This is a genomic window from Sphingobacterium arenae (assembly GCF_014692505.1).
In the GTDB taxonomy this organism is placed as follows: Bacteria; Bacteroidota; Bacteroidia; order Sphingobacteriales; family Sphingobacteriaceae; genus Sphingobacterium; species Sphingobacterium arenae.
The window spans coordinates 1,121,726-1,143,592 of the sequence record NZ_JACNYK010000001.1 but is presented as its reverse complement, the minus strand read 5'-3'; the positions used below and the strand labels follow the sequence as shown (position 1 = coordinate 1,143,592).

Below are 21,867 nucleotides of genomic sequence, written 5' to 3'. Positions count from 1 at the left end.
TTTCATGCTGAAATTAAAAGATATACAAACCCCGATAGCACAAGAGCTAAAAGAATTTGAAAATCGATTTAAAGAATCGATGCACAGTGCTGTACCTTTATTAAACCGCATTACACAATACGTCTTGAAACAAAAGGGAAAACAGATGCGTCCGATGTTTGTTTTTCTTTCCGCCGGATTGTGTGGAAACATCAATGATTCTACCTATCGGGCCGCTTCGTTGGTTGAGCTATTACATACGGCTTCCTTAATCCACGACGACGTCGTGGATAACGCAAATGAACGTCGGGGGTTTTTCTCGGTCAACGCTTTGTGGAAAAACAAAATAGCGGTATTATTAGGTGATTTCCTACTATCGAAGGGGATGTCTCTTTCCGTCAAACATAACGAACTAAACCTGTTAAAGGTTATGTCTGACGCTGTAGAAGAAATGAGTGAGGGAGAATTGCTGCAAATAGAAAAAGCGCGCAAACTGGATATTCAGGAAGAAGTATATTTTGAAATTATCCGTAAGAAAACGGCCTCGCTCATTGCAGCGTGTTGCGCTTGTGGTGCATCATCCACACAAGCCCCAAAAGAAACCGTCGACCGTCTAGGTCTGTTTGGCGAGAAGGTGGGTATAGCCTTCCAAATAAAAGATGATCTTTTTGATTTTGGCTTGGACGACGTTGGAAAACCTGTCGGAAATGATATCAAAGAAAAAAAGATGACCCTTCCACTCATCTATGCGCTTAAAAATACGACTTCTGCGGAAAAGAGACGTATTATCAACTTGGTAAAAAACCATAGTGAAAACAAAGATAAGGTTACCGAGGTTATTACTTTTGTACGCAGCAGTGGAGGTATGGACTATGCACGGGAAAAAATGCTGCAATACCAACAGGAAGCGTTTGATATATTAACCACGTTTCCGGATAATCCTTATCGAGCTGCACTGGAACAATTAGTCAGGTTTACAACAGAAAGAAATAAATAAAAAACACATTATATCACATGAGTCACGAACTGTTATTTTTTGGAGGTTTTATTATATTCATTATCCTCATGCTTGCTATTGATTTAGGTTTATTCTCCAAGAGCGACAAACCCGTATCATTTAAAGCTGCAGCCATTATGAGTGCGGTCTGGGTTTTCTTCGCACTCGCATTCGGCTTAGTGTTATATATCTGGGGACATGAACTTCATAACGTACATGATTTTGCAAGGCTAGAAGAAATTATTGCCAAACACTACCATAATATTCGTGTCAATGAAAGTGATTTGGCTGCCAGTATTCAATTATACAACAAGACGTTAAGTCTAGAATACCTTACAGGCTACGTCGTGGAATATGCCTTATCTGTAGATAACATATTCGTCATGGTGCTTCTATTTAGCTCCTTTGGTATACCCGAGAAATACTACCATAAGGTATTAGTTTGGGGAATTATTGGTGCGATTATACTACGCTGTATCTTCATTTTCATTGGGGCGGCCCTTATTGCTAAGTTTGGCTGGATACTCTACGTTTTTGGTGCGTTTTTGGTATATACGGGGATTATGATGTACATCAATCGCAACAAAGAGGAGGAAGTTGATCCACAGAACCACCCTGTGGTAAAATTCATGTCCAAATACTTTAAAGTAACGCCACGTATGGACGGTGGTCGCTTTTTCCACATAGAAAACGGAGTAAGGTACATGACTCCTTTATTTCTAGTATTATTGGTGATCGAATTTACCGATTTGATTTTCGCCGTAGACTCTATCCCCGCTATCTTTTCTGTAACAAAAGACCCTTACATTGTATTTTTCTCCAATATCTTTGCTGTTCTGGGGTTACGGTCTATGTTTTTTCTTTTAGTGAACATCATAGACAAATTCCATTACCTGAAAGTCGGCTTGGCATTTCTATTAATTTTCATTGGTGCAAAAATGCTATTACACAGTTGGTTAGAAGGATTAGGGTTTCAAACGGTTCATTCGTTAATTATCATTATATCTATTCTGGCGATTAGTATCGTAGCTTCACTGATGTTTCCGAAAAAAGAAGAGGTTTAGTTTTTCTTTTTTTCTTAACAAAAAAAGAAACAAAACCGAGCTTGCGAGCTCATGGATGCCATAATAAACACGAGTCCATAAATCAAGACTTGCAAGGTTCCGCTAACTTTACTTGTCTATTCCTAAATCTTTCTTTAATTTCTTTTTCCTTGACGAAAAAGAAACAAAAAGTCAAGGCTTGCAAGGTTCCGCTATCTTTACTGGTCTATTCCTAAACAGAATGAAACTCCCTTCGGTCGAACAGCATTCTGTTTTTAACGGAATATCCTGCGTAAAGCTAGTCGCGGAACAAGGCGAGGCCGATTTAGTCCGCATAAAAGCTGCCTATTATTGATCGCTTTCATTTACGCATGGTCTTCGCTAATCTGAAATTTTACTTAGAAGCTGCTATATAGGTTTTGACACAGTATACAGGTAGTGTAATGTCCCGCATTAACCTCAAAAGGTCGCATCCAAATTTTTGAGGTTGCAGAAACCCATCCTTAGTACTATCCCTTTCCTCAAAGATTGAAGCGACGAGCTTTTTGGTTCTTTTTCGCGGAGAAAAAGAACAGGTTAATTGATAAAATCTCCTTGTTGGTTGATCGCTTTGACATATGGATTGGCATATATATCCAAAATAACAGCAAATTGATAGCGGCTAACAAACGCTTCTTTATCAAAGTTACCTTCAAATTTTAACTTCGTCGACCATGCATCTGCTATCTGTCTGTCTATTTCGTTTCCACGAAGCCCGACAAATTTTATTAAGGACAGAAAATCTTTCCACCGGAAATAATCACCTTTATTATCCAAAAACCACAGTTGGCTCCGGGAGTATAGCCTATCAAAAATGGGCTCCACTTCTTCGAAGCTTACGCGTTCATCCTTTTGGAAATGGAAATTATCATCTTTATGTAGACTTGACAGTAAGCCCGTCAACCCAAATCGCTGTAAAGCATAAAAGTGTACATCGTTGATCGAGATATCTTGATAGGGCAAAATACGGGCTTTATAAGTCATTAACTCTGTTTGCAATTTCCGGACATCCAGCTCGTCGGCAGCAGTCTTGAAAAAGGCCAAATATGCTGCCGCTGCACCCACAGCTTGTCCTACTGCTGCACGGAAAGCGCTTAATGTCATATCTTCATCCAACACTTCTGCTACACCTCTAAAATTAAAAAAGCCATCTTTTTCTCCCGCTAAAATATTTTCCACTTGTGCTCCAAACAGAGAATTACCGATTTGTCCCGCGGCCACTAATGTGCGCACTTTTGCCAAAGACAATGCACCAAGCGGTTGCATCTGCTCTATATGATTATCCCAAGATATGTCGATCAAATGGGATAGCTCCTGCTCTCGGGAGGCGTCAATAACACATCTCACGACGTACTTGTGTTTACTGGACGTCTGCACTTCCCAGTTTCGCTTCCGTCGATGGATGGACAGCACCTCTTCTCCTTTTATTACCGTTAATTGCGGTAGCTTTCGCAACACTTTCTCCACCGCATTCTGAAACAGTCGAGGATTCATTTCACGTTTAACAACCGTCGCAAGCGAATCATCAGGCGATTTCGCAAGCGCCATTTCCATTAAAATTTCCATCCATATTCCACCATCTAAATGTGGCATATTCTCTATCTGAACATGCCCACTGGAAAATTCAGGCATCAGCTGTTCTCCCTCAACCAACCATATCGTTGGAACACTCGATTTAGCGCTCTGTACCGCTACGGAGAACGCCAAAAGGTCCGATCCGTATACAATCACCTGAGGCTTCTTGGCTTTTTGCCCAAAACAAGGTTGTACAATGATTAATAGTATGAGAAAAATAGTGCTTATGAAATGTTTCATATTCGAAAATACAGATTTTTCTTCTTCTTTTCCCATTGATGGAAAAGAAGCAAAAGATCTAGGCTTGCATTCTTCCACTACCTTTACTAGCCTATTCCTAAACAGCATGCAACTCCCTTCGGTCAAACAGCATGCTATTTAACGGAATAGCCGGCGTAAAGCTGGTCGCGGAACAATGCGAGGCCGATTTAGTCCGCGTAAAAGCTGCTTATTATTGTTCGCGTTTATCTACGCATTATGCACAATCCGTCCTCAACCTCAGATGTCGCCTTGGAACTTTGCATCTGTACAAATTTGCCTTTTGCACTCCCTATTATGCAAAGATTCCCAGCGACGAGCTTTTTGTTTCTTTTTCGCGGAGAAAAAGAAAGAAGAAAAAGCTAACTTTGTAGTTATGTTAAACGAAGAAAAGCCACTGAATTTTATCGAGGAGATTATCGAAGAGGATCTCCGCAAAGGTACACATGACGGACGTGTTTTAACACGCTTTCCGCCTGAGCCAAATGGTTATCTCCATATCGGTCATGCAAAATCGATTTGCCTTAACTTTGGACTTGCTCAAAGGTACAATGGGAAAACCAACCTACGTTTTGACGACACCAATCCCGTAACGGAAGAAACGGAATACGTGGATAGCATCAAACAGGATATTCAGTGGTTAGGCTTTCAATGGGCTGAAGAGTTATACACTTCTGATTACTTTGAAACCTTGTACACCTTTGCCATTGATTTAATCAACAAGGGGCTAGCTTATGTAGACGATAGTACATCCGAGCAAATCGCTGCGTCCAAAGGAACACCGACGGAGCCTGGCGTACCCACGCCCTATCGTGACCGCAGCATCGAAGAAAACTTGAAGCTTTTTCAAGAAATGCGCGATGGTAAATATAAAGATGGCGAAAAGGTACTCCGCGTGAAAATTGATTTGGCAAGCCCAAACATGCATCTACGTGACCCACTGTTATATCGTATAAAGCACGCTCACCACCACCGCACGGGCGACAAATGGTGTATTTATCCTATGTATGATTTTGCCCATGGTCAATCCGATTCCATTGAAAAAATTACACATTCTATTTGCACATTAGAGTTCATTCCACACCGTCCGTTATATGATTGGCTTATTGAGAAACTGGAAATATTCCCATCTAAACAATATGAATTTGCACGTTTGAACATGACCTATACGGTCATGAGTAAGCGTAAATTATTGCAATTGGTCAACGAGAAATACGTAGAAAGTTGGGACGACCCGCGTATGCCAACTATTTCGGGCTTAAGACGACGTGGCTATACGCCAGCATCTATACGTAACTTCTGTGAGCGTATAGGCGTCCAAAAGCGAGAGAATATGATTGACGTCGGCTTATTGGAGTTCTGTATCCGAGAAGATCTTAATGCTACCGCTTGGCGACGGATGGCCGTACTTAATCCGATTAAACTCGTTATTACGAATTATCCAGACGGGCAAACGGAAGAGCTGATCGGTGAAAATAATCCAGAAGTAGAAGGAGGCGAAGGTTCACGTAGTATTCCGTTTTCTAAAGAGCTTTGGATAGAACGGGACGATTTTATGGAAGAACCTCCGAAGAAATTTTTCCGGTTGGGCCCTGGACTTTCCGTACGCCTAAAGCATGCCTACATCGTGCAATGCCACGATTTTATAAAAGATGAAGACGGTAATATAACGGAAGTACATTGTACATATGTGCCTGATTCCAAATCAGGAGAAGACACTTCTGGGCTAAAAGTAAAAGGGACGATCCATTGGGTATCAGCAGCGCATGCCAAAGAAGCCGAAGTTAGATTGTATGATCGCTTGTTTAATGAAGAAAATCCAGCTTCTACAGAAGACTTCAAAGCATCTATCAATCCGAATAGTTTGCAAATTATCAATAAAGCTTATATAGAACCCGATTTGGCAACAGCAGAGACTGGTAAAGGTTATCAGTTTATCAGATTAGGCTATTTTACCCTAGATAGCAAATCGACGGAAGCTCATTTGGTATTCAACCGTACGGTGACTTTGAAAGATAGCTGGGCAAAAGAAGTTAAGAAAGGATAATCACAAAAAAGAGGCGTTCGCCTCTTTTTTATAATTTATATTTACACCAATCGTTGCACAATTTTCTTCGTTGGCCCAGGGTTACTCATCGTATAGAAATGTAGTACCGGAGCACCGAACTTGATTAACTCCTTACATTGCTCTACGAGCCACTCCTCCCCTACCTGACGTACATCTGCATTAGTTTTACAATGCTCTACCGCTTCACTTAATTCCTCAGGAATATCCAAATGGAAAATCTTAGGCAATGTAATCAATTGTCTTTTGGTCGTCATGGGCTTGAGGCCTGGAATAATAGGCACATGAATACCGTTATCCCTACATTTGGTAACAAATTCCTTATACTTCTCGACATTGAAAAACATCTGCGTTACGATAAATTCTGCACCCATTTCTACTTTTTTCTTCAACCATTTAAAATCGGTATTGAAATTAGGCGACTCAAAATGTTTCTCCGGATAACCTGCTACGCCAATGCAAAAATCTGTTTTTGCGGAGCTTTCAATATCTTCATGCAGATATTTGCCACTATTCATATCAACAACTTGCTGCAACAAGTCCGTGGCATAAGCATGTCCTCCTGGCGTCGGAACGAAATCAGGATCACCTTTTCTCGCATCGCCACGAAGTACCAGCACATTATCAATACCCAAAAAATTTAAGTCGATCAGCGCATTCTCTGTTTCCTCCTTTGTAAATCCACCACAAATTAAATGAGGCACAGCGTCCACCTTATATTTATTCATAATGGCTGCACAGATAGCAACCGTACCAGGTCGCTTGCGATACGCCACACGTTCTAGAAGTCCGCTGGCATGCTGTTTATAGAGGTAGTCTTCCCGGTGATAAGTGACATCAATAAATGGAGGGTTAAACTCCATCAACTCATCCATTGTTTTAAAAATACTCTCGATACCCTGCCCTTTTGCCGGCGGTAGTAATTCGAATGAAAACAAGGTCTTTCCGTTTGCGTTCTTTATATGGTCTACAATCTTCATTTTTATCTAAAAGTTACGAAAGATATGGAAGTTAGCGGAGTTATTAAAATGAAATTTACTTTTGATTACGATTCCCGGTATAGATCAATTAAGCCTTCTGGTAACGCTACTTCTAGAACCTGCTCTTCTACATCAATTCCCAAAATAAGATCTTCACTTAACGGAAACATCAACTCCTTCCCATCAAAATCAACGGTAGCAATAAATTGCTGCGGAAACTCTTGCACTTCGATTATTTCACCAACCTCCCCTTCCTCTTCATCCACGACAAGATATCCGACAAAATCGGTATAGCGAAAATCGTCGGGATCTCTTTCGGGCATTTTATCCTTAGATAGATAGACCTTTTTCCTTATAAGTTCTTTCGCTTTATCGACATGATCTATGTCTCCCAGATTTAAGTACGCCGTGCTGTTGTTCTGTAATTTTATACTATCTACAAAATAAGGTATCAACTTTTTGTTTATCTCCAGAAAGAGAACATTTAAGTCTAACTCCGTATAATCGGCGAATTCAAAATAAAGTTGTAATTCACCTTTTAATCCACGTGTTTTTGTGATGTAACCAATATAAAAAGCGTCGTTGATGTTCATAATAGTAATCTTTTTCTTTTTCCTTGATGAAAAAGAAACAAAAAATCAAGGCTTGCATGGTTCCGCTACCTTTACTTGACTATTCCTAAACAGAATGAAACTCGCTGCGCTCAAACAACATTCTGTTTTTAACGGAATATTCTGCATAAAGCTGCCCGCGGAACAACGCGAGGCAGTTTTAATACGTGTAACTGCAATCCATCAATGATCACGGTCATTTACGCATATGCACTAGACCTCCCTTAAACTTTGAGGTCGCATCCGGAGATTTGAGGTCTGTAGAAACTCATCCTTAGCACTATCTCAAATCTCCGAAGCGACGATTTTTTCGTTCTTTTTTCTAAAAAAAGAACATAAAAAAGGTATTAAAAAAGCCGAATTTTCATAAACTCGGCTTTCTTGAATCTGTATGAATAAGATTTACCCTTCAGTTTCTTCTGTGTTTGCAGCATCTTCTGCCGTTGCTTCAGGAGTTTCTTCAGCAGGGGCTTCCGCCTCCACCTCTTCTTCTGTCGCTTCAGTCTCTTCCTCAGCTGGTGCATTTTTTGCCGCAAGAGCAGCAGCTTTTTCAGCATTTTTCTTTACCTCTGCCTCCAAAGCAGCTTTTTTAGCTTCTTCTTTCGATTGAACTAAACCTGTCTTCTTACCTTCAATCTTAGCATCTTTTTCTTCCAACCATTTAGCGAATTTCTCTTCTAATTGGGCCTCGTCAAAAGCGCCTTTCTTCACACCACCTTCTAAGTGCTTTTTGTACAAAACACCTTTATAAGAAAGGATAGCACGAGCGGTGTCGGTAGGTTGTGCACCTACGTTCATCCAGTACAAAGCTCTGTCGAAATCCAAAACGATAGTCGCTGGGTTTGTGTTTGGGTTGTAAGAGCCTAAACGCTCGATGAATTTACCATCACGTGGAGCACGTGAATCTGCTACTACTACGTGGTAAAAAGGTTTTCCTTTTTTACCCTGTCTTTGCAATCTGATTTTAGTTGCCATTTTTTTATTTGTTTATGTATTCAACATATCCCCCGTGCTTCGCGCAAGAGGGGACGCAAAGATAGTAATTAAAAAATAAAAAGGAAAAATTAAATACGACTATTAACTGGATTAAAGACTATTCGTAAGTGATTACTATAAGCTCCTTTCGGCGGTTGCCTTCACCAACGATTTCAGTAGGTAATTCTAATGCATTGAAACGATAACTATATGTTGTTTTTCCATCGAATAAGAAAGGTAGGTTATCTGTATTACTATCTATACCCCAATCTGTCCAATTAATATCCTCTCCTTCAGGTAGTGTCCAATTAATATCTTCATCCCCTTCTATTTCAGCATCAGCCTGGCTTCTAGCAATACTATTAGCACTTATTACTTCAGCTAGGTCATAGGGGTGGAAGCCTAATTGAGCATAAATTTTAGTTAAATAATGTGGATTTCCTAAATAGGTATTGGAAACTGCTTTTTTGTACGGAACCAGGCTTATTAGCGGATCTGTTCCAAGCTGAGCGTGCTTTAGATATCCATCAAGCTGAATGGATATAACATTATCGTCGTCGTCGTATAAATAGCGCACTTCTTCTTCCTTTCCTAAAGTAACATATGGAGATGGCAGATCGAAACTCATTTTACGATAACGAATGGTGGAAGGCTTACGATTCGCCCCCTCATAGCTAAACGTCGCTAACAGTTCATTTTCCTCTTTACTCTCCTTATCCTGTTCCCAAACGGGATATTCCGAGGTATAATTATATTTTTGGTATAACAAATCTACATATACTTCTTTCAGCCTTCCCTGTGCATCCCAATGATAACTTAAGTGCTCGACATATTCTTCATCTCTATATTCATCTTTAGCCTTTCGCTCTATTCTAGAGAATTCGACACGCCCGTTAGTTCCATAATAAAACTCTTTATCGTTGACCTTTTTTAAACGGTCCATGGCATCGTATTCAAATCTATAGGTCGCACCAGTTGCAGATGAACCATATCCTCCAGTAGCCGTGACAGCACTTATTTCTATGCTTGAAATCCTATCCGATAAAAGGTCTTCCATATCATCTGATTTGCAGGATGCAAAAAGCCCCCAAACCAAAAGTATATAGAGTAATCTTTTCATAATTTTAATTAATCAGTAGTTACACAACAATACACAAATATATGAAAAACAAGCTGTTGATCACTACATTTCATTATTTTTTCTTACTAACAAAAAAGAAATACAGGAAATTCAATATCGTCGAAACCAATAATAAAATGACATATACATTTATTTCTTTAAATAAAACGTAAAGAGAAAAGATAAAAATAATACTGTTTATAATCAATAGAATCTTCATGAGACAATGTTAAGCATTTTTCTTCAACAGTACTTTTTTGCCTTTTTCATTTTTACTTCTTACTTTGTAATATGAACACTGTTGCTCCTTTAAAAATATTGAAAGCCTCGGCCGGTTCGGGGAAGACGTTCAGCCTCACGCTCCATTACCTGACCCTGTTACTATCCAACGAAAACAGCTATCGGGAGATTCTAGCCGTAACGTTTACCAACAAGGCTACAGCAGAAATGAAGGAACGCATACTTAGCGTTCTGCAAGGATTAGCGACCGCGGATAAAAGAAAAAAAATGGAGGACTTTAGGCAACTCCTACTCGAACAATTTCCAGAATGGGATGCCTCGCAATTGCAACAAAAAGCCTATCGCGTCTACCGTAAAGTCTTACATGATTACAGCCGCTTTAGCGTAAGTACGATAGACGGTTTTTCACAAAAGGTTATTCGCAGTTTTACGTATGAGCTCAATCTGGATGCCGCGTATAAAATAGAGATGAATACGGCTAAAGTAAAACAGGATTTATCCGTCATGCTCAATCAATCTCTAGACGAACGACCCGATTTGCTCGAATGGATTATCGAGTATGCGGAACAAAAAATAGCGCGCAATGAAAACTGGAACTACAGGCAACAGCTTCTTAATCTTGCTAATTTAATTTTCACAGAGAACTTCCAGGAGTTTAATGCTTATTTAGCATCCGCCAAAGCGCGTGATGTGTTTACGCTGCTAAACCAAGATATCCAAGAGAAAACAACATCTTTCCTGGATACCCTAAGCCAGACTATCAAGACATATACAACGATCTTCCGTTCGTTTGATGTTATAGCCGATGAACTGAAAGGGAAATCTCGGAATAAACTTATCGCAGCCAGCAAAGTCAGTGATAATATTCATAAAAAATCGCCTTCAGAACTTCAAAAGTACTTTGACCGTTTTCTCCCGTTGCTTGACGACGAAGATGCCTATACCAACACAGATAAAAGTATACGGTATGACATCCAACAGGCATTGCGGCCCATTCTTCAACAATTTGCTGATTTATACAGGTTATTTCCAACTTTCATTGCTTACCAGTCTGTGCAAAACAACCTGTATTACCTCAGGTTACTTAAAGAGATGAGCGATTTATTAAGCCAATGGCGAAAAGTAAACGGTGCACAGCTCATTTCGGATGCCCAGATTTTGCTCAATCGGCTTGGACTAGACGAGCAAAACGATCCCACGTTCATTTGGGAAAAAATTGGTAATCGCTATAATTATTTCCTATTTGATGAGTTTCAGGATACATCACGTATTCAATGGAAAAATTACAGCCCGTTACTCATCAACGCACTGGGAAATGCCAAGCAGAAAATCAACGAACACCTTATCGTTGGCGACGTAAAACAGAGCATCTACCGCTGGCGTAACGGCGACTGGCGTATCTTATTGCAACAGGTAGAAGACCAAATCGCCCAAGCTTTTCATCTATCCGAACAGCAACGCTCCAGTTTTATTGAAAACGGATCCTTGGAAACAAATTTCCGGAGCTACCCCAATATCATTGCACTAAACAACTATTTGTTCGGTACTATTCCACAAAGGCTACAGAATGTCCTCAATGAAAAAGTAGTGGAATGTTTGGATGAGGAGGGACAACATTGGTGGGCTAGTTCCGGCAATGCCGAGATGCTAACCAAAGCCTATCAAAACAGTACGCAACAAACGCCTCCTCACCGTTACGATAATCGAAGTAAGGTCGGTTCTATAGAAATTCAATATCTGCCTGTGCAGGACGGGCGCTACCGAAGAAATCAGGTTATGGAAGATTCTCTAGCGCTTCTCTGTCATAAAATCCAGGCTTGGATTTCTTCGGGACGATACGAGGCAAAGCAAATCGGCATATTGGTCAGGAGCAATACGCAAGCGCGTCAAGTTATTGAAACATTAATGCTGCATAAGAACAATACGGGGCTTCATTTTGACATTATCTCGGGCGACGTATTATACCTATCCGCTAATGATGTCATTTTATTGCTCATAGAAACACTTAAAGCATTAGTCTACACGACGGACAAACACGTCATCCACCGAGCAAAAATGGCTTACCTTTACCAAATTGTCAGGAAGCAACAAACATTTGATCCTGCATATTGGCTGAAGTTCAAAAACAATAATCTCCACGAAATCGAAGCCATCCTACCGCCCGACTTGCCGGCGCAATGGACAAAATTGCAACAAGCGCCTCTTATACATCTCGTTGAACAACTGATCGAGATATACGGCCTTCATGAAACCGACAGTATACATACCCCGTATATATTGGCGTTCAAGGATATCGTTTCCAATTTTTCGATCATGGGAGAGCGCGGTATCACACAATTTTTACAATATTGGGAAGAAGATGGTAGCAACACCTCCCTGCCGGCAAACGGAAAAATCGATGCCATTGAGGTGACTACTATACACAAATCAAAAGGTTTAGCGTATGATGTTGTTATGCTCCCTTTTTGCTCTTGGGATCTGGACGGCATGACGAACGGTGATTTTTGGATTGATACCGGCGAGTCTCCGTTTCAAGCGTTAGGTAAAATACCCATAAAATACAATAGCACCATAGGCAAGTCGATTTTCTACCGACAGTATTTTGAAGAAATGTTATTTAACTATATGGACGCATTAAACACGTTTTATGTGGCCACAACCAGAACCGTACAGCATTTGTATATATCAGCGCCATCGTTCAAGGAAAATGTTGATAAGAAAACAGGTGAGATATCCGGATTGGATATAAAAAACGAATATATCGGCGACTTACTTTATCAGGTGTTATCCGATAAAAACGCACCGTTTCCGTTCCACGAGAATCATCTTTTTGCAGACCACCCCGTTCCCAAAATACCCGATGAACAGCTTTCCAATCAAAATGACCAAGAAGTATCCACGGAGGCAAAAGTAACGTATCGCAACATCAGTTTGTCATCCTATCCTGTCTCGTCCGAATTGCAAAACGCTTTCGATAAATCCAACAAACGGAACCTGAATAACATCTTAATGTTGGAGAAAGCTGCCCAATATGGTATTCTTGCGCACGAGATCATGTCGGAGGTTACCAGCGAGCAAGAAATAGTCGAGCTGGTAGACAATTACATCGAAAATGGAATACTGACGCCAGAAGATCGTCCTTTTATCCTACAAGAAATTCACCAGATATGGCATCATCCTATAATCAATCCATGGTTAACAGGCAACTATAAGGTATGGAACGAAGCGGGCATTATCCTGGGAAATGGGGAAACGATTCGGCCAGACAAGGTATTTACAAGTGATCAAGAGACGATTGTACTCGACTTCAAATTTACGAAAGGCGATTACGCCGACCATCAATGGCAGGTGGATAGTTATAAAAAAGCATTGCATAATCTCGGATACACCAATATAAGGGGGTATCTTTATTACGCCAAGATTAACGAATTAGTTGAAGTAAAATGAACAAACCTTTCTTACATATTGTAGCCGAAGATATTCACCAACGCTTCGGACAGGAACTAGCAGATATCGCCATTATATTCAACAATAAGCGCCCCATTACTTATTTAAAGAAACACTTGGCGGACGTATATGGTAAAGCAATATGGTCTCCACAGTTTTTCACCATTCAAGAATTTTTCAAACAGGCTTCTGACGCCACGGAAGCGTCACAACTCAGTCAATTCTTTTATCTTTTCCAACTGCACAACGAACTGTTGGCTGCCGAAGGTTCCGAACCGGAAACACTAGAAGAGTTTTATCCAATAGCGGAAATTATCTTGAGCGATTTCGGCCAATTGGACTATGAGCTCGTAGATATCGACCATATCTACATGGAGCTATACGATACCACCAAGATTGACATTACCTTTCAACATTTTACCGTCGAACAGCAGCACTTCATCCGTCAGTTTTGGCAATCGTTCAGTGTTGCCGGCCACAGCGTTCTGCAACAACGGTTCCTTAAACTATGGAAGCGGCTTCCTAAGTTATATCGTGCTTTCAAACAAAAATTAGCACAGGAAAATCAATTAAATTACCCTACGCTATATCGTAGTTTAGTAGAGGGGAATGTTGCCGTCCCTAACTTTACACAACGTTATAAAAAAATAATATTCGTTGGTTTTAACGCCCTCAATAAAGCAGAAGTACATTTATTCCAAAAGTGGCAAGAAGAAAAGCGTGCGCTTTTCTATTTCGATACCGATGCCTACTATATGGACGATGCACAGCAAGAAGCCGGTCTATTTATCCGCCGTAACATCAAAACCTACGGTCTGGTAAATGCCCTAGGTGAAAGCCCCAATATACTGGGCAATCGAAACACGGCTATACAACTGTATGCCTGTACCGGCAAAAACAGCCAAACGAAGATTTTACACGATGTATTAAAAGCTTGTGAATCATCCGATCAAAGCGCCGCTATTTTACTCGCAGACGAAAATCTACTCGTCCCTTTACTACAAAGTTTACCGGACGTAAAACCCAATATCACGACAGGTTATCCGCTTACCCAGTCTCCAATATATGGGCTTCTGAATCTTTGGATGGACGTACAAGAAGAAATTTCGCACCACCACAGGCTTAAAATTCCTTTTCAATATGTAGAAACTTTCATGAACCACCCGCTAACGCGTGTTTCTTCCACGGAAAGAGAAAGCCTGCTGAAGGACATAACAGATAAACAACTGTTTGAAGTGGATATCGATAGGATAACCATCGCGAGTAGTGTATTTCCGCCGTTTTTCAAACCATTAACTAGCCCGTTGGCACTTATCCCCACCTGTATACATTTACTAGACGGTCTGCTGGTTTCTATAGCAGCACACAACCGCATCAGCCAGATTGATAGCACGCTCCTTATTGAAACAAAAAAAATCCTGAATCAACTAAAACGGGGGATAGAAAAAATCGCCCCAACTTCCATCTCTTTCCAAATTGGATTAATTCGAAAGGCTATAACGCCCATTAATTCCGCCATCGAAGGAGATCCATTACGTGGTTTACAAATCATGGGGTTATTGGAGAGTCGCTGTTTGAATTTCGATCAGGTGTATATTCTCGGGGCGAACGAAGGTGTCTTGCCGAAGACCTCCAGTTCGCCTACATTTCTACCCAATAGCTTGCGACAAGCGTACGGCCTTCCCGTATTGGAAAACCAAGATGCTCTTTCCGCTTACCTGTTCTATCGTCATTTTCAATATAGCACTGGCCTCCATGTATTCTACAATAGCTTAGTGGACGAGCATAGTACCGGGGAAGAAAGCCGTTTTATCAAGCAATTACAGTTCGAAAGCAATTTTCACTTTGTTGTCCACACGCAGCAGCAACCCATCCGTTTTCCTGAAAAGAGTAAAGAACTTGTCATACCAAAAGAAGGGGATATATGGCATCAAATGTGGAATATGTTTATCGTAGAGAAGAAAAGACTGGCCGCGACAGCGCTGACCACGTATCTACAATCGCCACTACAGTTTTTTTTAAAGCATATTGCCGAAATAAAAGAACCTCCCACCATTTCGCAAGAATTCGAGATGAATAGGTTGGGTACCGTTATCCACAACGTAATGGAAACGATATTGAAACCATACAAGGGATTAGCCGATTTCACGGACACAAAAGTGTTGCGGAATAACCTACAGGAGATTGACCAACTCGTTGTTCAGGAGATCGGAATACAATATCATACCGCGATAGCATCCGTTGATGCACTAAACAGCATGCAACGTATTATGTACAAGATCGCTTCGGCATACATCAACGTATATTTGCAATACGACATCGAACATTATAAAGCTTTTCGTATCATCGAATTGGAAAACACGGAAGACTACACGTTTGACTTTCCGATAATCATCAACGGGAAAGAAGAAACGGTCCGCTTGTTTGGTATTATTGACAGGATAGATGAAGTGATTGATCATGAAAACCAGGTGAGAACGCGTATTGTAGATTACAAAACGGGAAGTGATAGTGTCGAATTTAAAAACCTAGAAAAAGTGTTTGCATCTCATACGGAAAACAAAGCGTTGGTACAGACCTTGTTTTACACCTATGTATTTGAACAAGTAACAGGTCGTAAGCAATTAGAACCTCATCTATACGTTGCCCGCCGGATGCGCGACGAGGGAACATTATTCTGCAAAGGCAATACAACATTGGAGGGAGAAACATTGCATACCGTTAAAGAAGATTTCGCGACTTTTCTTCGAGCCACATTGGAAGAAATTTTTAATCCCAATATTCCATTTAAGCATTCGCCCGAAAGCACAGTCTACCCATCGGATCCTTATACTCTGTTTTATCGGAATGCCGTGGAAGGTGTGGAGGAGTAATTATTCTTCACGCTCCACGTCCTCTTTGCCAAATAGTTTTTCCAATAAGCTTTTACGTCGTGCTTCATCTCTTTCCATCTCTTGCATGATAGCCTCCTGTTCCGGATCTATCTCTCTAAAAGCGGTATCTATCAACCCCTTTGGCCTTGGTGGGCGTAACCCGGGCTCCAGAACAACCCCGTAAAAGCCGTAGGTTTCCGGTACATGTTCATCCTGCAATTGGCCAAGTTTATTCATGATATAGCCGTAGGTGTTGAAATGCCGTTGTACCCAAGGTTTCAAATGTCCGGTATAATCAAACGACGAAAGACCCGTTTTAGGACGTGGTATAATACTAGAGAGGTATAAGCTTTCTCCAATATTCAATTGAGCAGGTGTTTTTCCAAAATAGTACGAAGATGCTTCCTGAATACCGTACACATTTTTTCCCCATTCAATAACGTTGAGATAAACTTCAAACATCCGATCCTTACTAACCTGTCCAGAACCCTCCATTAGCCAGACGAGGAGGATTTCCTCGAATTTCCGCATCAGGGTTTTATTCCGGTTCAGGAAAACGTTTTTCACCAATTGCATGGAGATGGTACTTGCTCCACGCTTAAAGGCACGTTCTTTGATATTTGTTGCGATAGAAAGTTTAAACGCTTCTTCCTCAAAGCCCTTATGTTGATAAAAGTACGGATCTTCGGTATTCAATACCGTTTTCTTTAAAATAGAGGCCACTTGACCTAAGGGCGTGAATTTTGGATTTTGCGTACCGACAACGATCTCCCGCATCAATACCGTATCCTCATATGCTTTATAAGTAAACGCTGTATTTAATTGACTGATATCGGCTTTTCCCCAACTGGTGATTTTCAACTCCTGATCATCCATTTTAGAATCAAATGCCAAACTATCCGGCTCCGCAAAGTTGACCGAAAAATCAAGATCATACGCTATTTTTCCTTCTACTTGAATACCATCTAATGTTTCAAATAATCCCTGCGGAATAGCGTCAAATAATTTTTGTGCTTCGAACTTGCCTGTATGAACGGACAAACTAACCACCTTATCGGGTTTAGGAATAAACTTGACATAGGGTTGAAACTCAAATTCCTTTACCCGGATTTTACTTGCTGGATCAACTTCTATAGCAGTTTTGCCAATATTAAGTTGACCTTCACCGATGGCTTCCGGAAGAATAACCTCATCCTCCGAAAGACGACGATGTTTTACACGCAGATTGTCGAAAGACCACTTACCGGCAAGTGTTAAAGAATCTTTCGTAACACGTTTCACTTGGGCGAGGTCAAACATGATCTTATCGAAACTTACCGTTAGTCCAAATTTTCGACGTAGAAAAGGGAGCTCCACATTTTTCTCCTCAGATGACACTTCTACGCGCAATTGCTGTTTATCCGGGTTTACCCGCCCGCTCAAGTTCCATTGCGCATCATGATCATTTAGCAAAAGGCTTGTTTCGAAATCGCCACCATCCATCACCGCTTCAGGCAATCGAATCCGTTGATGAACACTATCATCTTGGTAAGAAAGCTGAAAATTTTCTAACTCCATATTTCGGGGAATCTTAAAGAAAACCTGCTTTATCACGCCATCAATCAAAGCAGCGTAATTAGTTTCTACATCCTTTTCTACGCTAACCGTCGTATCTTTAGATTGTTTTCTAAATAGAAAATCATAATTACTGATAGAATCACGCTTTAAAAGAGTTACATCTGCATTTCGTAAAGCCAAATTCCCAATTTTCACGTCTCCGAATAGCAAGGGAAATAAACGAACCGATACGGCCATTCGTTCAATTTTCGCAAGGGTATCCCGTTGTTGCGGTATGACTTCAATATCCCGAAAAGTAACGGTGGCCAAACCCGTAAAAGAATATTCTTGTACATTAAAATCGGTATGATAACGCTCGCGCAAGGTATTTTCTACTTTCTTCATTGCCTCATCCAGCATTCGCGTACGAACGGACAGCGCTATGGTGAGCCCTGATATCAACAGTAAAAGGAAAATACCGCCAGTTATTAGGGTGATTTTCTTTTGTTTCCGTGTTAACGAAGGTAGCTTTTCGAATATCCTCATACCAATCTAATTCGGTTTAAAATTAGAATATTTTTCTGAAAGAGTAAGTTGTTTTTGATTAACTTAGCGTATGAAGCAACACTACGGAATCAAAGATATTGCGAAAATGCTGAATATTTCCGTTTCCACGGTATCCAGAGCTTTACGGGATGCCTATGATGTTAATCCGGAGACTAGAAAAAAAGTTTTAGAATTAACGGAGAAACTAAATTTCAAACCGAATAAAAATGCGGCGGCTTTGGCATCCGGTAGCACAAAAAATATCGGCGTCGTCATTCCATTTATTACCAATTATTATTTTTCTACAGTGATCTCCGGCATTCAAGACGAAGCGTATAAACAAGGATATAACATTATACTCTTTGTCACGAATGATGATTTAGATCGAGAAAAGACTTTACTTCGAAACATTGCAGCAACAAGCTTAGATGGACTATTAATCTCCATCTCATCTCATTCAGATACACAAGATCACTTCGAAGAATTATTAAACGAGGGTGTTCCGATCGTATTCTTTGATCGAGTCCCCCATGATATTCGCGTTTCAAGAATTATGCAAAATGACTTTGATGGTGCTTTTCTAGCCACAAAGCATCTCATCGACAACGGATATAAAAAGATTGCGCATATTGCGGGACCCAAAGAGCTAAATTTCACACAAGAACGACTGAAAGGATATCTTGCTGCTTTAGAAGCCACCAATCTGTCACGAAACGATGATCACATTATTTTTTCTGGTTTTTCGCAAGATGACGGATATAGCGATACCTTAACGTTATTATCGTTAGAAGAGAAACCCGATGCCATTTTTGCCGTCAATGACCGGAAAGCCGTCGGTTCCATTCAGGCACTAAAAGCAAACCATGTTCAAGTCGGACTAGAATTTGGTGTAATCGGTTTCACCAATGACCCTATTGCTACGGTGATAGAGCCTAACTTAACCACTGTGGAAGAACCGGCATTTGAAATTGGCAAGCAAAGTTGTAGCCTTCTGATTAAACATATTAAGAATAAAAATCACGAGCCGCACGATATATTGCTACCAGGAAAGCTCGTTATCCGGCAATCTGTCAAGCTATCTCATGATGCATAGACCACGCATCCTTTTACCATGGTCTTTTTGATATGAATGTTGTCGTCAAAAATCACCAGGTCAGCATCTTTTCCTACTTCGATCGAACCCGTATGTTGGTCGATTCCAATAATTCTGGCGGGATTTAAAGTTATCATTTGTATAGTATCCAACAAACTTATCCCTGCCATGTCAATCATTGTCCGTACGAGCCTGTCTGTCGTTGCCACACTGCCTGCAAAGGAAGTACGATCTGGCAACTTAGCAACACCTCCTTCTACAATAACATCCAGTCCGTGTGTCTTACCTCCCAATGTACTGACCGTATCAGCCGTACCCGCAGCACGCATCGCATCCGTGATCAGCACGATCTTATTCTTGTCCTTAATCTTGCAAATCAATTTCAGAAAAGGCTCGGGAAGATGCACGCCGTCCGCAATAATTTCCACATCTATCTCATCGAGCAACAGGCACGACTCTATGGCTCCTGCATAACGATAGGCGTTCTTCCGGGTCATTCCCGACATTCCCGAATAGAGATGGGTCGCAAGGCGGTATCCACAGTCCAGACCTTTAAGAATATCCTCGTATACCGCGTCCGTATGGGCCAATGCGACCAATATACCCTCTTCTTGTACTCGTCGACCAAAGTCAAGTGCTCCCGGTAGCTCGGGTGCCGCACTCCAGCGCGCGATAAGATGTTTATAATGCTTCAGGATAGGTTCATATTCTGCCGGATTGGGGTTTCGGATAAACCGAGGATCTTGTGCTCCACGTTGGTTCATGGCAAAATAAGGACCTTCCAAATGTAATCCGTAGAAACGGGCACCATCGTGATGGATGCCAATCGTTTTCTCATATACCCTAAATGTTTCCAGAAGCGATGCCTGATCGCTGGTTAGTGTGGTTGGCAACATACCCGTCGTGCCGAACCGGGCATGCGTCTCTGCGATATGTAAAAATGCATCTACATCATTGTCCATAAAATCAGCGCCACCGCCACCGTGTACATGGATATCGATAAAGCCCGGCGAAACGTATGCTCCTTCTGCATCCAACACCTCTCCGTTCCATCCCTCCTCGTCTTCTTCTCCAATACCGCTTATCAAGCCATCCTGAACCAAGAGTATACCGTTGTCCATGATACGATCAGGCATGATTATCTTTGCATTTACGATTTTAATCTTAGACATTCTCTGTTGTTTTGTATTATTTAACCGACCAAGATTTAACCCGATGCCCCCAAAAGGCATAGTACACAATATAAAGAAAACACGGCACCAACACCCAATAGGCCTGCTTGACATCAAGTATATCTGCCAGCGCCCCGTACACCATAGGCAATATCGCGTTCCCGCAAAGCCCCATGATAAGGAGGGCCGAACCTGATTTAGCATATTTCCCCAGACCTGCAATGGCCAATGGCCATATACCGGCCCATATCAGGGCATTTGGCAGGCCAATAAATACGAGGAACCAAAGAGATACATCCAGGTGCATGTTAAACCAGGTTACCTGTCCGTAGGCCACGCAGACCAAGACGGAGAGGCTTAACCCCAACAGCGCACAAACCTGTAGCATCCTTTTTTGGGCGATAAACCGTGGTATGAGCGTGATCCCTAATAAATACCCGATGATTGTGGCCGTTAACGTGTACGAGGGAAGTGCTTTTGCCTCTACCAACGATAACCCCATCGAATCCGCATAATTAATTACGGTATCGATCGCAATAACCTGCGTACCGACATGCAAAAATATAGCTATTGCACCCAATACCAGATGCGGAAACTGCAACACACCTTTTTTCTGCTCCTGGCTATCGTCTATATCCGGATTTTCTATTTCCGGGAGGGGCGAATAATTCACCAACAAACCAATCAGGAACAGTACGATAGCTACTACTGTATACGGCCCTACCACCCGGAGTATCAGCTCATCCAGTACCGCGGTGCGCTGTACCACATCCATCAGGGGTATCTGTTTGAACAGTTCATTATCCGTAGGTCGCAGGACTGCCCAGGAGAATGCCAAAGGAGCCAGTATCCCTGCTCCTTTGTTGCATATTCCCATCATACTGATCCGTTGGGCAGCACGTTCTTTATCGCCGATTAAGGTGATATACAGATTGGCTACCGTCTGAAGGACTGCCAGCCCTGTTCCCAATGTAAAAAGCCCTGCTAAAAAAATCATATACGTACGTCCATATGCCGCGGGAATGAACAACAAGGCGCCCAAGGCCATGATCCAGAACCCGATGACGATCCCCTTTTTATAGCCCACACGTTTCAGTAAGTAGGAAGAAGGCATAGACATCACCAGATAGGATATATAGAAGGCAAAAGCCACCAGATAGGACTGAAAATTGGTCAGTTCGCATGCTATCTTAAAATAAGGGATCAATATTGCATTAACCCACGAAACAAATCCAAAAACAAAGAACATCATACCAATAATCCCTATTGATATGATCGTTCCCTTTTTATCCAGTGCATATGTTGATGTCGTCATGAT

At 41.3% G+C, this 21,867-nt stretch carries 15 protein-coding genes; 7 read left to right on the top strand and 8 right to left on the bottom strand.

What is annotated here, in order from left to right; genetic code table 11:
- Window positions 1-4 precede the first annotated feature (4 nt).
- Together H8B17_RS04170 and H8B17_RS04165 are read left to right on the top strand one after the other, a co-directional pair.
- Window positions 5-976: a polyprenyl synthetase family protein gene (locus H8B17_RS04170; RefSeq protein WP_190307878.1), complete on the top strand. Its 972-nt coding sequence runs from the start codon at window positions 5-7 to the stop codon at window positions 974-976.
- Window positions 977-993: 17 nt separating this feature from the next.
- A complete protein-coding gene (locus tag H8B17_RS04165; RefSeq protein WP_190307877.1) occupies window positions 994-2,040 on the top strand; it encodes a TerC/Alx family metal homeostasis membrane protein in 1,047 nt (348 codons plus the stop codon).
- Between the two features lie 555 nt (window positions 2,041-2,595).
- On the opposite strand, the gene H8B17_RS04160 is transcribed toward H8B17_RS04165, so the two are convergent.
- Entirely contained in the window at window positions 2,596-3,873 is a 1,278-nt protein-coding gene (locus tag H8B17_RS04160; protein ID WP_190307876.1) for a hypothetical protein, read from the bottom strand.
- On the opposite strand from H8B17_RS04160, the gene H8B17_RS04155 reads away from it, so the two are divergent.
- Both H8B17_RS04155 and H8B17_RS04150 read left to right on the top strand, forming a co-directional pair.
- The gene (locus tag H8B17_RS04155) at window positions 3,860-4,015 is read left to right on the top strand and encodes a hypothetical protein (protein ID WP_190307875.1); all 156 of its coding nucleotides are present in this window, start codon (window positions 3,860-3,862) and stop codon (window positions 4,013-4,015) included. The genes H8B17_RS04160 and H8B17_RS04155 overlap by 14 nt on opposite strands.
- 252 nt (window positions 4,016-4,267) lie before the next feature.
- Complete coding sequence (locus tag H8B17_RS04150) at window positions 4,268-5,938, top strand: glutamine--tRNA ligase/YqeY domain fusion protein (RefSeq protein WP_190307874.1); 1,671 nt, start codon at window positions 4,268-4,270, stop codon at window positions 5,936-5,938.
- 41 nt (window positions 5,939-5,979) lie between these two features.
- On the opposite strand, the gene metF is transcribed toward H8B17_RS04150, so the two are convergent.
- From metF to H8B17_RS04130, 4 genes are all read right to left on the bottom strand, one after another.
- A complete protein-coding gene (gene metF / locus H8B17_RS04145) occupies window positions 5,980-6,936 on the bottom strand; it encodes a methylenetetrahydrofolate reductase [NAD(P)H] (protein ID WP_190307873.1) in 957 nt (318 codons plus the stop codon).
- A 65-nt stretch (window positions 6,937-7,001) separates the two neighbouring features.
- Complete coding sequence (gene rimM / locus H8B17_RS04140; protein ID WP_190307872.1) at window positions 7,002-7,529, bottom strand: ribosome maturation factor RimM; 528 nt, start codon at window positions 7,527-7,529, stop codon at window positions 7,002-7,004.
- A 420-nt stretch (window positions 7,530-7,949) separates the two neighbouring features.
- Complete coding sequence (locus H8B17_RS04135) at window positions 7,950-8,522, bottom strand: 30S ribosomal protein S16 (protein ID WP_190307871.1); 573 nt, start codon at window positions 8,520-8,522, stop codon at window positions 7,950-7,952.
- 118 nt (window positions 8,523-8,640) lie between these two features.
- Complete coding sequence (locus H8B17_RS04130; protein WP_190307870.1) at window positions 8,641-9,642, bottom strand: hypothetical protein; 1,002 nt, start codon at window positions 9,640-9,642, stop codon at window positions 8,641-8,643.
- A gap of 291 nt (window positions 9,643-9,933) precedes the next feature.
- Between H8B17_RS04130 and H8B17_RS04125 the strand changes: the two genes are divergently transcribed.
- Together H8B17_RS04125 and H8B17_RS04120 are read left to right on the top strand one after the other, a co-directional pair.
- Window positions 9,934-13,329, top strand: a complete 3,396-nt coding sequence (locus H8B17_RS04125) for a UvrD-helicase domain-containing protein (protein ID WP_190307869.1) — start codon at window positions 9,934-9,936, stop codon at window positions 13,327-13,329.
- Entirely contained in the window at window positions 13,326-16,202 is a 2,877-nt protein-coding gene (locus H8B17_RS04120; RefSeq protein ID WP_190307868.1) for a PD-(D/E)XK nuclease family protein, read from the top strand. Before H8B17_RS04125 ends, H8B17_RS04120 begins: the two co-directional genes overlap by 4 nt.
- Here the strand turns inward: H8B17_RS04120 and H8B17_RS04115 are convergent, their stop codons facing one another.
- Window positions 16,203-18,284, bottom strand: coding sequence for a transglycosylase domain-containing protein (locus tag H8B17_RS04115; RefSeq protein WP_223816357.1), 2,082 nt, complete (start codon window positions 18,282-18,284; stop codon window positions 16,203-16,205). It abuts the gene before it with no gap.
- A 70-nt stretch (window positions 18,285-18,354) separates the two neighbouring features.
- Between H8B17_RS04115 and H8B17_RS04110 the strand changes: the two genes are divergently transcribed.
- Window positions 18,355-19,377, top strand: a complete 1,023-nt coding sequence (locus tag H8B17_RS04110; protein ID WP_190307867.1) for a LacI family DNA-binding transcriptional regulator — start codon at window positions 18,355-18,357, stop codon at window positions 19,375-19,377.
- Here the strand turns inward: H8B17_RS04110 and nagA are convergent.
- Both nagA and H8B17_RS04100 read right to left on the bottom strand, forming a co-directional pair.
- Window positions 19,365-20,549: an N-acetylglucosamine-6-phosphate deacetylase gene (nagA, locus tag H8B17_RS04105; protein ID WP_190307866.1), complete on the bottom strand. Its 1,185-nt coding sequence runs from the start codon at window positions 20,547-20,549 to the stop codon at window positions 19,365-19,367. The two genes, H8B17_RS04110 and nagA, sit on opposite strands and share 13 nt — an antisense overlap.
- 16 nt (window positions 20,550-20,565) lie before the next feature.
- Window positions 20,566-21,864 (bottom strand): sugar MFS transporter, encoded by a 1,299-nt coding sequence (locus H8B17_RS04100; protein ID WP_190307865.1) that lies wholly within the window; start codon window positions 21,862-21,864, stop codon window positions 20,566-20,568.
- Window positions 21,865-21,867: the final 3 nt, after the last annotated feature.